At 61.6% G+C, this 12,076-nt stretch carries 9 protein-coding genes; 8 read left to right on the forward strand and 1 reads right to left on the reverse strand.

The genetic code is table 11. The annotated features are described in order from the left end of the window. Positions 1-74: 74 nt before the first annotated feature. The 6 genes from AB4N85_RS22605 (at position 75) to pgaD (ending at position 9,069) form a co-directional block, all read left to right on the forward strand. On the forward strand, positions 75-710 hold the full coding sequence (locus AB4N85_RS22605) for an NADH:ubiquinone oxidoreductase subunit N (RefSeq protein ID WP_150742987.1): 636 nt from the start codon (positions 75-77) through the stop codon (positions 708-710). 249 nt (positions 711-959) lie between these two features. Continuing rightward, positions 960-2,465 (forward strand): YdgA family protein, encoded by a 1,506-nt coding sequence (locus AB4N85_RS22610; RefSeq protein WP_310219463.1) that lies wholly within the window; start codon positions 960-962, stop codon positions 2,463-2,465. A gap of 238 nt (positions 2,466-2,703) precedes the next feature. Further along, a complete protein-coding gene (gene pgaA, locus AB4N85_RS22615) occupies positions 2,704-5,184 on the forward strand; it encodes a poly-beta-1,6 N-acetyl-D-glucosamine export porin PgaA (RefSeq protein WP_460065946.1) in 2,481 nt (826 codons plus the stop codon). A gap of 12 nt (positions 5,185-5,196) precedes the next feature. Beyond that, positions 5,197-7,194, forward strand: a complete 1,998-nt coding sequence (pgaB, locus tag AB4N85_RS22620) for a poly-beta-1,6-N-acetyl-D-glucosamine N-deacetylase PgaB (protein ID WP_460065948.1) — start codon at positions 5,197-5,199, stop codon at positions 7,192-7,194. Between the two features lies 1 nt (position 7,195). Beyond that, complete coding sequence (pgaC, locus tag AB4N85_RS22625; protein ID WP_305381948.1) at positions 7,196-8,551, forward strand: poly-beta-1,6-N-acetyl-D-glucosamine synthase; 1,356 nt, start codon at positions 7,196-7,198, stop codon at positions 8,549-8,551. After that, positions 8,548-9,069 carry a poly-beta-1,6-N-acetyl-D-glucosamine biosynthesis protein PgaD gene (pgaD, locus tag AB4N85_RS22630; RefSeq protein ID WP_122611182.1) on the forward strand — a complete coding sequence of 174 codons (522 nt, stop codon included), beginning with the start codon at positions 8,548-8,550 and terminating at the stop codon, positions 9,067-9,069. Before pgaC ends, pgaD begins: the two co-directional genes overlap by 4 nt. A gap of 110 nt (positions 9,070-9,179) precedes the next feature. Here the strand turns inward: pgaD and AB4N85_RS22635 are convergent, their stop codons facing one another. Beyond that, positions 9,180-10,703, reverse strand: a complete 1,524-nt coding sequence (locus AB4N85_RS22635; RefSeq protein WP_460065951.1) for an FAD-dependent oxidoreductase — start codon at positions 10,701-10,703, stop codon at positions 9,180-9,182. 139 nt (positions 10,704-10,842) lie between these two features. Between AB4N85_RS22635 and AB4N85_RS22640 the strand changes: the two genes are divergently transcribed. Together AB4N85_RS22640 and AB4N85_RS22645 are read left to right on the forward strand one after the other, a co-directional pair. After that, on the forward strand, positions 10,843-11,403 hold the full coding sequence (locus AB4N85_RS22640; RefSeq protein WP_016772253.1) for a YbhB/YbcL family Raf kinase inhibitor-like protein: 561 nt from the start codon (positions 10,843-10,845) through the stop codon (positions 11,401-11,403). A gap of 46 nt (positions 11,404-11,449) precedes the next feature. Further along, the gene (locus AB4N85_RS22645; protein ID WP_181424955.1) at positions 11,450-11,719 is read left to right on the forward strand and encodes a hypothetical protein; all 270 of its coding nucleotides are present in this window, start codon (positions 11,450-11,452) and stop codon (positions 11,717-11,719) included. Positions 11,720-12,076: the final 357 nt, after the last annotated feature.

Genomic DNA, 12,076 nt, shown 5'->3' on the forward strand with positions numbered 1-12,076 from the left:
AGTGTTGGAGGGGCGCCCCATGCCAAGCGCTCCTGCAATGCACATTGCTCGTGCTGGCCCAGGGGAAACCAATAATGAAAAACCCTTACGCTCTCGGCTTCTGGTGCGCTCTGGTGGCGCTGGTGCTGCTCTCGGCCACGTATTTCTACGGGATCATGCTGGCCCACCAGATCGACACGGCAATGGTTTTCCTCGACAGCGCCGTTGCGTTGATCGCGGTGATGGCGATCGTCGTCGTCGCGTGGACCTCGATTCAGCTGCAACGGGTCAAGAAGCGCCAGCTCGAGCGCGGCAAGATGCTCGTGCTGATCTGGGACACCAAAGTCGCCCTGCGCCGGGTTGAAACCGTGTTCGACCGCTACTTCTGGGGCAGTTACTGGCAGCCCGGGCGAACCTTCGCCGAGGTCATGGGCGAGCTCACCGGCACGCCGCTGGAAAAAAGCCTCGAAGGGCTGAAGAAGCAATGCCTGGAACTCGACAAGCAGATCGCCGATGACGGCTGGCACTGGCTGAGCAACGCCCGCGAGCTGTCCGACGTCGCCACGGCCATGGCTCGTGAACGCTATCAGCTGGATTTCTGCGATGTGCGGGCGGATACCACCGGCGGAGCGGTGATCGATCGTGACTTCGAAGTGCTGGTGTATACCTGGACCGCGCGGCTGAAGAGCTTTGATCATCAGCTGGATGAAATCGAGGTTCAGTATTCCTGAAATCAAAAGATCGCAGCCTTCGGCAGCTCCTACAGGACAATCGGATTGCAAATGTAGGAGCTGCCGAAGGCTGCGATCTTTTTGCTCTCCCAAGTGTCCATAGACACTCTTTAACCTTTAAACATTGGGCCGTCGTCCGCGCCCGGTGCTAATCTCCACCGCTTAATTGCGCACAGTCGAGCCGCGACCCGATCCCGGGTTCAAGGAAGACGACTTCATCCACAGCCACGGAAACCGATCAGGTCATTCATGAATAAATCAGCAGGCGTGCTTCTCGGAATTGTTGTTGCCATCGGCGCGATCAGCGCAGGCGGGGCCTGGTACACCGGGACCAAGATCGAAGGCGTACTGAACAACGCCGTCAGCAACGCCAACAAAGAGCTGCAGACCGCCATGGCCGGCTCCAACGGCACCGCGTCGCTGGAACTGGTGTCGCTGGAACGCCACACCTTCACCAGCACCGCGCACTATCGCCTCAAGGGCGAGGGCGAGATGTTCGGCGATGCCCCGGTCGAGTTGCTGTTCGTCGACCACATCGAACACGGCCCGCTGCCGTTCTCGCGTCTGGTCTCGCTGAAGTGGCTGCCGGTCATGGCCACCAGCAACTACGAGCTGGAAAAGAGCCCGTCCACGGAAAAATGGTTCGCCGCCACCAACGGCGCCGCGCCGCTCAAGGGCGTGACCAACATCGGCTACGACGAATCGACCACCAGCACCCTCAACCTGGTGCCGTTCGAAACCGCGCTGGATGAGCAGTCGAGCCTGAAGTTTTCCGGTCTGAGCATGGACATCGCCGCCAGCGCCCAGGCGCAGAAGGTCAAGGCCGACGGCTACATGGACAACCTGAAACTGGTCACCGTGTCGCAAGACCAGGCGCCGGTGCAGGTCGAGCTCAACGGTCTGACCCTGGCCAGCAACCTCACCAAGAGCAGCTACGGCTACTACACCGGGGAAAACACCCTGGAAGTGACCAGCAGCAAAACCACCTTCGGTGCCAAGCCGATGGTGCTGGGCGTGAAGAACTTCGAAATGAAGAACCGCACCGAAGAAAGCGGCAGCAACGCCTCGGGGCGTGCCGACTACAAAATCGGCGAAGTGACGCTCAACGACAAGAAAGTCGGTTCGGCGGCCATGGCCATGAGCCTGAAGAACCTCGACATTCCGTCGACCATGTCGCTGATGCAGATCTACCAGACCAAATTGCAGCCATACGAAAAAGCTGCCGCCGAGGCCGCCGCGCAGGGTTTGCCGGCACCGGAGCTGAATCTGACCGAAGCGGAAAACGCCCAGGTCAAAGCCGATCTGCAGAAGTTGCTGGCGGCCGGCCCGCAACTGGCGCTGGAGAACCTGTCGTTCAACACCGCCAACGGTGAAAGCCGCGCCAATCTGGTGATCGACCTGACCAAGCCGCAATCGATGGATCTGCCGCCGGATCAACTCGGCAAGCAACTGATCGCGCTGCTCGACCTGAACATTCAGGTATCCAAGCCGATGCTGGTCGATCTGCTCAGCGTGCAGGCGCAACTCGATGGCCAGACTGACGCCAAAGCCATCGTCGACCAGTCCAAGGAAGCGGCGGACATGTTCGCCGGCATGGCGGTCGGCTCGCAACTGGCTGTCGCCGACGGCACCAACGTGGTGACCAAACTGCATTACGCGGCCAATCAGGTCGAATTCAACGGCCAGAAGATGACCGTCGAGCAGTTCATCGGTTTCCTCATGAGCAAGTTTGCCGGCGTCACCCAAGAGCAATAAACCCAACCGCGCCCCCCCCCAGACGCCCGGCCCCTGTGTGAACAGGCGCTGGGCGTTTTGCTGTACAGATTTTGTACAGATGGACCGATTCTGAACAAATATTGCGTTGTGAAAATTCGCTCTCGCTTGCGTGCAGACTGCCTCACCAAGCTTGGCCGAAGGCTGTTTTTGTCGGCCACCGTTACGAATGGGCAAGGAGGGCATTGCGACCCGGCTGGCCATGTAAGGATGCTGACAAATGCCGCGTATTGATGGCCCTGTATTACATCGTGGTTTACGCCCTTTGTTCCGATTCGCCCTGTGCAGCCAGTTGCTCTGGCCGCTGCTGGCGTTGGCCGACACACCCTACGACGAGATGGTGCGCGATGCCCGGGCCGGGCATTACACGCCTGCGTTGACCGTGCTGCGTCAGGTGCCGCCTGGCCAGGCCAGCGACGGCCAGGTCAGCGATCATCTGCAAATCGCCAGTTGGGCCGGGCTCGATGCCGAAGTGGTCAAGGTCTATGAAACCCAAGGCCGTGACCGCGTTCTGCCGGTGCAGGCGCTGACTGCCGTTGCGCGTGCCTATCGCAACCTCAAGCGCTGGGATCAGGCCATCCAGGTGTACAACAAGGCGCTGGCGCTGGAGCCGGACAACGCCGACCTGCAACTGGGTCTCGCGCTGACCCAGGCCGATTCCGGCAAACCCGATCAGGCCGTCACCCGCGCCCAGGCGCTGGTCGCCGCCAAACCCGACGATCCGTCACGCCGTCTCGCCTTGGGCTACGCACTCGGTCGCGCCGGCAAACAGTACGACGCACTCTTCGAATACGATCAGGCCTTCATCCGCGCCGGCAACAAGCCGGAAGTTGCCCGCGAGTACGTGGTCGCCCTGCAAAAGGCCCGCCTGCCAGAACCGGCGCTGCGGCTGGCCAGTCAACGTCCCGGCCTGATTGATCCGGTGACCTTGCGCCGCCTGGAAGGCGATCTCGCCGCCGAACGCGTGCGCCTCGCCGAACTGGCCACCCGCAGCGAGAAGGAACGCTACGTCATCGCCGACCGCGCGCTGGCCGATTACGACAAATTGCTCGCAACCTGGACCCCTGACGCCACTGCTCACGATGACGTGACGCGCTGGCGCATCGACCGCATGGGCGCGCTCAAGGCGCGGGCGCGCACCGCCGACGTCATCAGCGAATATCAAAAGCTGCAAGCCGAAGGCGTGGAGATTCAGACCTATGCCCTGCGCTGGGTGGCAGCGTCTTATCTCGATCAGCGTGAGCCCGAGACTGCCACCGATCTGTATCGCCAGGTGCTTTCGGCGCCGGACGCCGATGTCGGTGATCGTCTTGAGGACAGCACTGCGCTGTATTACTCCTTGCTAGAAAGCGACCGCGCCGATGAAGCGCGCAAGGTCGCTGAAGACGCAGCGAAAGCCCAGCGTCCGCGCGTCGAGCTCAAAGGTCTGCCCATCGGCAACCCCAACGATGAATGGATGGACGCCCAGCAACTCGCCGCCCAGGCCGGCACCTATGGTTCCGACCTGCCTCACGGTGAAGAGCGTTTGCAGACGCTGGTCGATCAGGCGCCGGGCAACCTTGGCTTGCGTCTGGCCCAGGCCGATCTTTACCTCGCCCGACAGTGGCCGCGCCGCGCGGAAAATCAGCTCAAGGAAACCGAAAGCATGGCCCCGCGCGATGCCGGCCTGGAGGTCGCTCAGGCACGCACCGCGATGGAGTTGCAGGAGTGGCGGCAGAACGATGCGCTGGTCGACGACGTGGTCGCGCGCTATCCGGACAACCGCCAGGTGCAGCGTCTGGCTCGCGAACGGGAAGTCCATGACATGGCCGAACTGCGCGTCGAAGCCTACGGCGGCAAGGCCAACGGTGGCGGCAGCGGCGATGCCGGTGCGGTCAGCGGCAGCCGTGATTTCGGTATCCAGAGCACGCTGTACAGTCCGCCGATCAACGAAGACTGGCGTGTCTTCGCCGGGGCCGGTTATGCCACCGGTGATTTCGCCGAAGGCACCGGCCACCATCGCTTCCAGCGTGTCGGCCTGGAACGGCGCACCCGTGACATGACCCTCGAAGCCGAGGTGTCGAATCACGATTACGGCTTCGGTGACAAACAAGGCGCACGCCTGGCGATAGCCCGCGACATCAACGATCACTGGCAGTACGGCGGCAGCCTCGAATACCTCTCGGCGGAAACGCCGCTGCGCGCGCTCAACAGCGACATCAAGGCCAATGGCGGCAGTGCGTTCCTGCGCTGGCGCGCCAACGAAAGTCGCGAGTGGCGCGTGTCGGTCAGCCCGTCGCACTTCAGCGATGGCAACAACCGCGTCGAAGCCTTGGTGACCGGGCGCGAGGGTATCTACACCGCGCCGAACATCCAGGTCGACGCTGGTCTGGAAGTCGGCACCAGCCACAACTCGAAATCCGACGACGTGCCCTACTTCAACCCGAAGTCGGACTTCAGCGTGATGCCGCTGGTCAACGTCAACCACGTGCTCTACCACCGCTACGAGACTTCCTGGAGCCAGCAATTCCAGGCCGGCGCGGGCACTTACAGTCAGCGCGACCACGGCACCGGCGGCATGGCATTGCTCGGTTACGGCCAACGGTACGCCTGGAACGACGTGTTCGATGTGGGCGGCATGTTCAGTGTGATCAACCGGCCTTATGACGGTGATCGGGAAACTGATCTGCGTCTGCTTGTCGACCTCACTTTCCGCTTCTAGAAGAGTTTGAAGATGCCTTTTATCTCGCGTTTCATCCTTCTGCTGGGAGCGCTGCTGGTCAGCGCCTGCGCCCAGCAAGCCCCGGCCTTCGCGCCGCCCTCCGAGCGCCCGGTCGCGGCCAGTGAACAACCGTGGCCAAAAAACCACGTGCTCGGCATCGCCTATCACGATGTCGAAGACCGTGATCCTGATCAGGCCGTGGTGGCGGTGCGCACCGAGCGCATGATCGAGCAGCTCGCCTGGCTGCGCGAGAACGGCTACAAACCAGTGACCGTCGACCAGATCATGGCCGCACGCAATGGCGGCCCGGAGCTGCCGGCGAGAGCGGTGCTGCTCAGCTTCGACGACGGTTACGCCAGCTTCTATACCCGCGTGCTGCCAGTGCTGCGCGCCTACAACTGGCCAGCCTTGCTGGCGCCGGTTGGCACCTGGATCGACACGCCGCTCAATCAACCGGTGGATTTCGCCGGCACGCCGCGTAACCGTGAGAACTTCCTGACCTGGCAGCAGATCCGCGAAATTTCCAGGTCCGGGTTGGTAGAGATCGCCGCTCACACCGATGCCAACCACAAAGGCATCCTTGGCAACCCGCAGGGCAACCTGCAGCCGGCCGCCGCGACCCGGCGTTATGACCCGGTGACCAAACGCTACGAATCCGAAGCCGATTTCCAGGCGCGCATTCGCACCGACGTGAAAAACATTTCCGAGAAGATCCGCAAGGCCACCGGTTACAAACCACGCGTCTGGGTCTGGCCGTACGGCACCGCCGACGGTACGTCGCTGACCGTGGTTGGCGAGGAGGGCTACGAAATGGCCCTGACCCTGGACGACGGCCTCGACACCCTCGATAACCTGATGAGCGGGCCGCGCTTTCTCGTCGCGTCCGATCCTGATGGCGAGCATTTCGCCAACAGCATCGTCTCGGTGCAGGCCGAAGCGCCGATGCGCGTGGTGCATGTCGATCTCGACAACGTCTACGACCCGGACCCGGCCCAGCAGGACATCAACCTCGGCAAACTGGTGCAGCGCATGGCTGACCTGGGCGCCAGCACGGTGTTTCTGCAAGCCTTCGCCGATCCCAAGGGCGATGGTCTGGTGCATTCACTGTACTTCCCCAACCGTCACTTGCCGATGCGCGCGGACCTGTTCGACCGCGTCGCCTGGCAACTGCGCACCCGTGCCCATGTGAAAGTCTTTGCATGGATGCCGGTGCTGAGTTTCGAACTGGATTCGAAGCTGCCGCGTGTAACCCGCTGGGACCCGAAAACCGCCATCACCTCGGTCGACCCGAAGCAGTACAAACGGCTGTCACCGTTCAATCCCGAAGTGCGCAAGATCATCGGTGAAATCTATGAAGATGTGGCGCGGCTGACCTCGGTCGACGGCATTCTCTACCACGACGATGCGGTGCTCTCGGATTTCGAGGACGCCAGCCCGGATGCCCTGAAGGCCTATGCCGCTCAAGGTCTGCCGGGTTCGATTGCTGCGCTGCGCGATGATCCGGCGGCGATGCAACGCTGGACGCGTTTCAAGAGCCGCTACCTGATCGACTTCACCAACGAACTGACCGCGAAAGTCCGTGCGATTCGCGGCCCGCAAGTGCTGACGGCACGCAACATCTTCGCCGAACCGATGCTCAATCCGGAGAGCGAAGCGTGGTTCGCGCAGAACCTCGACGACTTCCTCGCCACCTACGACTGGACGGCGCCAATGGCCATGCCGTTGATGGAAAAACAGACGCTGGCCGAGTCCGGCCCGTGGCTGGAAGAACTGGTCGCCACGGTGAAGAAACGTCCCGGCGCGCTCAACCGCACCGTGTTCGAATTGCAGGCGCGTGACTGGAACCAGAAGGATCAGGCCGATATCGACGCCGTGCATCTGGCGGACTGGATGGGCCGGCTCAAGCGTCAAGGCGCAACCAGCTTCGGTTACTACCCGGACAACTTTCTCGACAACCTGCCAGACCTGAAAACCGTAAGGCCTGCACTCTCCAACAAATGGAATCCATAACATGCTGGATAGACTGTTAGCCCTGCTTGTTCTGGCGATTGTCCTTGGCGTTCCGCTGGGGCTGATCTTCCTCGTGACCGGCCAGTTCCTGATGTCGTTCGTGTTCTTCTACCCACTGTTCATGTCCGGGTTGTGGATCGCCGGCGGCCTGTATTTCTGGCTGCACTGGGAGCGCCACTGGCCATGGCAGGACGACACGCTGCCGCCACCGCTGGAAGGCGAGCCGCTGATTTCGATTCTGATTCCTTGCTACAACGAAGGCGATAACGCTGCCGATACCATTTACGCGGCGCTGGCCCAGCACTACCCGAACATCGAAGTGATCGCGATCAACGACGGCTCCAAGGACAACACCGCCGAAGTGCTCGATGCGCTGGCCAAGGAAGATCCGCGACTGCGGGTTCTGCATCTGGCGGAAAACCAGGGCAAGGCTGTAGCCCTGCGCATGGGCGCGATCGCTGCGCGCAGCGAGTATCTGGTGTGCATCGACGGCGACGCCTTGCTCGCGCCGAACACGGCGGCTTACCTGGTCGCACCGATGCTGGATAACGCACGTCTTGGCGCAGTGACCGGCAACCCGCGCATCCGCACGCGTTCGACCTTGATCGGGCGGGTGCAGGTCGGCGAGTTCTCCTCGATCATCGGCCTGATCAAACGTACGCAACGGGTCTTCGGGCGCATCTTTACCGTCTCCGGGGTGATCGTCGCGTTCCGCCGCACCGCGCTGAACCGGGTCGGCTACTGGAGCCCGGACATGATCACCGAAGACATCGACATCAGCTGGAAGCTGCAACTCGATCACTGGAGCATCTTCTACGAACCGCGCGCCCTGTGCTGGATCCTCATGCCGGAAACCCTCGGTGGCCTGTGGAAGCAGCGTCTGCGCTGGGCTCAGGGCGGCGCCGAAGTGCTGTTCAAGAACATTCGCGGCATCTGGCAGTACCGCCATCGCTACCTGTGGCCGCTGCTGTTCGAATACTGCCTGTCCACCGGTTGGGCCTTCACTTTCCTGCTGTCGGTGATTTTCTGGGGCATGGGCAAGTTCATGGTCATGCCCGACGCGATCGCCGTGGATCACCTGATGCCACCGGCCTTCACCGGTCTGTTGCTGGCGTTTGTCTGCCTGGTGCAGTTTGCCGTCAGCATCGTCATTGACCGGCGGTATGAGCCGGGTCTGGGCAAGACCATGTTCTGGGTGGTCTGGTATCCGTTGGTGTTCTGGCTCGTCAGTCTGCTGACCACCCTGGTCAGTTTCCCCAAAGTGTTGTTCAGCCAACACAAAAAACGCGCGCGCTGGGTCAGTCCTGATCGGGGCATTCGCCCGCTGGGCGACGACCAGGAGGAAGTCATCAAATGAAAATTATCCGCACTCGCCAGCGGCCCTTTCTGGTGGTGATCGACGTGATCCTCACCGTCCTGGCCTGGGTTGGCCTGCTGTTCCTGCTGGTACGCGGGTTATGGCCGTTGATCGAAACCACCGGCGGCCCGCGCATCGATCATTCGGCGTTCGACGCCTTGGGCACTTTGCAGGTTTATATGTGGGTGGCGCTGGTCAACGCGGTGATCCTGATCGGTTGGGCGCGTTACCAGCAACGCAAAAGCCGCAGCTTCGCCCAGCGCCGTTTGCCGTCGCCGGTAATTGGTGATGAAGGTCTGAGCAAGAGTTTCAAGTTGTGCGACGAGCGTTTCCAGAAACTGCGCACGCCGGGGGTGATGACCATTCATAACGATCAGGACGGCGACATCAGCCATGTGGAAACGCATTTCTGGCCGTTACAGCAGCAGGCCTTGCCCGCGCCGCTGGGGCAACAGCGGGTGATCTTTCTGCATGCCGATGGCGATGATCAACGCGAGCCGGTAAACCGCCTGACGTGACCTCCACTGTAGGAGCTGCCGAAGGCTGCGATCTTTTGATTTTGCTTATGTAAAAACAAGATCAAGAGATCGCAGCCTCGTTGCACTCGTCAGCTCCTACAGGACCGGTGTCAGGCCTGAATCAGCGTCCAGGCCTCTTTGATCCGCAGAGGTTGCTTCATCCGCTCGGCCAGCAGCGCCATTGCGCGTTGCTTGTCGCAGGCCACCGCCGCAACGACGATGCCGTCTTTTGCAAACAGGCCAATGAACGGCGGCTGTTCCGGCTCACCGCTGAACTCGACCTCGTCCCATTCCTGCGCGTGGCCGAGATAGTCGTAGTTCTTGCCAAAGTGGTAGGTCCAGAAAAACGGCACATCCAGATAATGTTCCTCGCCACCGAGCATGTTGGCCGCAGCGATGCGCGCGTGTTGCTGGGCCAGGCGCCAATGCTCAATGCGGGTTGGCTGGCCGTTCAACGGAAACGTGGCGATATCACCGATGGCCCACAGGCCATCGCTGACGCGCATGCCGTCATCGACACGCAAGGATTGGTCTTCTTCCTTGGGCAATGATTCGAAAGGTTCAGTGGCCGGGTGAACGCCGACGCCGGCGAGAACCAGATCTGCCGCCAGCTTCAAGCCATTATCGAGCAGCACGCCCTCGACCTTGTCCTCGCCAAAGATCTCCGTAGCCTCGTGTTCGCTGATGAACTTCACCCCGTGCTCTTCGTGCAGGGCGCGAATCGCCTTGCCCACGGCCTCGCCGAATTGCTTGGCAAACGGGATTGCATGGCGTGCCAGCACGGTGACGTCGAGGCCGAACTCGCGCAGGGCTGAGGCGCATTCGAGAGCAATAAAACTGTCGCCGATGATCACCGCGCGCTGGCCCGGTTGAGCGGCGTTGATGATCTGTTCAGCCTGTGCTTTCGAACGCAGGACGAAGACGTTGGCCAACTCGGCACCAGGCAACTGCAATGGATTGGGCGCGCCACCGGTGGCGAGTACAGCGGCGTCGTAGCGCAGGATGCCGCCGTTGTTCAGATGCAGCGTTTTGCCTGGGGCGTCGAGTGAAGTTACTTCGCCTTGCACGCGCTCAATCCGTTGCGCTTGATAGAACGCCTCATCGCGTAGCGGCGGCACTTCTTTCGGCGACATCTCCCCGGCGAGAACAAATTTGCTCAACACCGTGCGGTCGTAGCCGGCATCCGGTTCGCCATCGACCAGCACGATGCGTCCGCCGAAACCCTTCTCCCGTAGCGCCGCCGCGCAAGCCGTGCCCGCCGCCCCGGCGCCGACCACCACGAACGTTCTTGGGTCGTCAGCGGGCGGGGTGTGCGGGTCGGGCAGGGGCTGGTCATCGACCCAGACTTCATCGCCGCGCAACTCCAGCGGATAGCGCTTGAGACTGTCCAGCGATGGCGGCTCGCACAGGCCACCGTCCTCGGCGCGGTACGCGGCCTTGTGCCAGGGGCAGATCAACCTGCCGTGACACATCGCCCCCTCGGCCAACGGTGCGCCGGCATGTGGACACAGGCCCTGAAACGCCCGCAACTCGCCGTTGGCACGCAGCAGGACGATCTTGCAGTCGCCGATTTCGACTTGCAGGCCACGGTCTTGCGGGACATCGGCGAAACGGGCGACACGGTGCAGGGACATTTTCGGCTTCCTCGCAGGCATTTCTCTTGTGAGTTGGCGGCGCCGCGCGAGGTTCAGCCATTTGCTACTGCCAAGGCACGAACGGTACAGCTATAGTTTGCGGGCCGACGACGGCCTCACTGCACAAGGTGCTCCCGGAATGACCCGATTGACCTCTCTCAACCCATGGCTGGCGGCCATCGCCGTGACCCTTTGCGTGCAGTTCCCGGCACAGGCCCAGGAGCGCTTCACCCTGAGCATCCCCGGCGTGTCGGATAACCGTCTGTTCACCTCGGCAGCAGCAAGTGACGCACCCGGTTGCGGCGGCAAGAACCAGTCGCCGGCGCTGAGCTGGAACGCCGGCCCGGCCGGGACCCAGAGTTACGCCATCGTCATGCACGACCCGGATGGCCAGAAAGGCCTGGGCGTCGATCACTGGATTCACTACGGCATCAAACCCACCACCCACCAGATCGCGGCCGGCGTCGGTGCCAAATCCGCCCTCGAAGGCGTCGGCGGCACCAACAGCAAAGGCAACACCCATTACATGGGCCCATGCCCGCCAGTGGGCGATAGCGCGCACCACTACATCATCCAGATCTACGCCCTCGACCTCGCCCCGGACGCCCTGCCGGCTGGCCTGACCCGCGCCGAGCTGATGGAGAAAATCAAAGGCCATGTGCTGCGCAACAGCAGCGCGGTGCGGCGTTATCACCGCTGAGGCTCGGCCGCTCACGGGCGGCTGACTGCCCTGATTCCCCAGCCATTTGGCATTGCCCTGCGAAAACGCGCACTATCGAGCCATTGCCAATGCGCTGGAGGACACCGTGGCAGCAAAAATCGACCGCATCGCCCAGCTACTCAACTGCCCGGAAAAGGGCGAACAAATGCGGCGTGCAGTAACCGAGACACGTAAGGAATTTCTGCTGAATCAACCGGAAGAAGACCTCGTTGAAGAAGACGAGGTATTTGACGAGGCTGAGGAGGAGGGGGATGACGACGATGAATATGACGAGTTTGACTGGACGACGGAGTGACGGCGTTCCAGCGATCTTGTCATCGCCCACAAAAAAGCCCCGGACCATCATAGTCCGGGGCTTTCTCGTTTGATTCATGGTGCACCAGGCGGGATTCGAACCCACGACCCCTGCCTTCGGAGTCCTAAAAGCCGACGTTTAGAATCAATACGTTAGCGCGGATTAGCTGGGAAATCAAAGGGTTGTATTAGCTTGGGTTAGCAGGTTTTCGCCTCGTTTAGCTGGGCGAGTGTGGCAAATTTGTGGCATTCCGGTCAGTGGTTAAGCCTCTCCGGACATCTATTGACTGGACTCATCCAAAGTAGCCAGTTGTGAAGCGCATTAGGCGGCCAAAAGCGAACTGATTAACTTCTGCTA

This window comes from Pseudomonas sp. H1_G08, assembly GCF_054681355.1.

Excerpts from the sequence above, each read along its gene's own strand:
- AB4N85_RS22635 (WP_460065951.1), bottom strand. The coding sequence starts at position 10,703 with ATGTCCCTGCACCGTGTCGCCCGTTTCGCCGATGTCCCGCAAGACCGT.
- AB4N85_RS22610 (WP_310219463.1), top strand. The coding sequence starts at position 960 with ATGAATAAATCAGCAGGCGTGCTTCTCGGAATTGTTGTTGCCATCGGC.
- pgaD (WP_122611182.1), top strand. The coding sequence starts at position 8,548 with ATGAAAATTATCCGCACTCGCCAGCGGCCCTTTCTGGTGGTGATCGAC.
- pgaA (WP_460065946.1), top strand. The coding sequence starts at position 2,704 with ATGCCGCGTATTGATGGCCCTGTATTACATCGTGGTTTACGCCCTTTG.
- AB4N85_RS22605 (WP_150742987.1), top strand. The coding sequence starts at position 75 with ATGAAAAACCCTTACGCTCTCGGCTTCTGGTGCGCTCTGGTGGCGCTG.
- pgaC (WP_305381948.1), top strand. The coding sequence starts at position 7,196 with ATGCTGGATAGACTGTTAGCCCTGCTTGTTCTGGCGATTGTCCTTGGC.
- AB4N85_RS22640 (WP_016772253.1), top strand. The coding sequence starts at position 10,843 with ATGACCCGATTGACCTCTCTCAACCCATGGCTGGCGGCCATCGCCGTG.
- pgaB (WP_460065948.1), top strand. The coding sequence starts at position 5,197 with ATGCCTTTTATCTCGCGTTTCATCCTTCTGCTGGGAGCGCTGCTGGTC.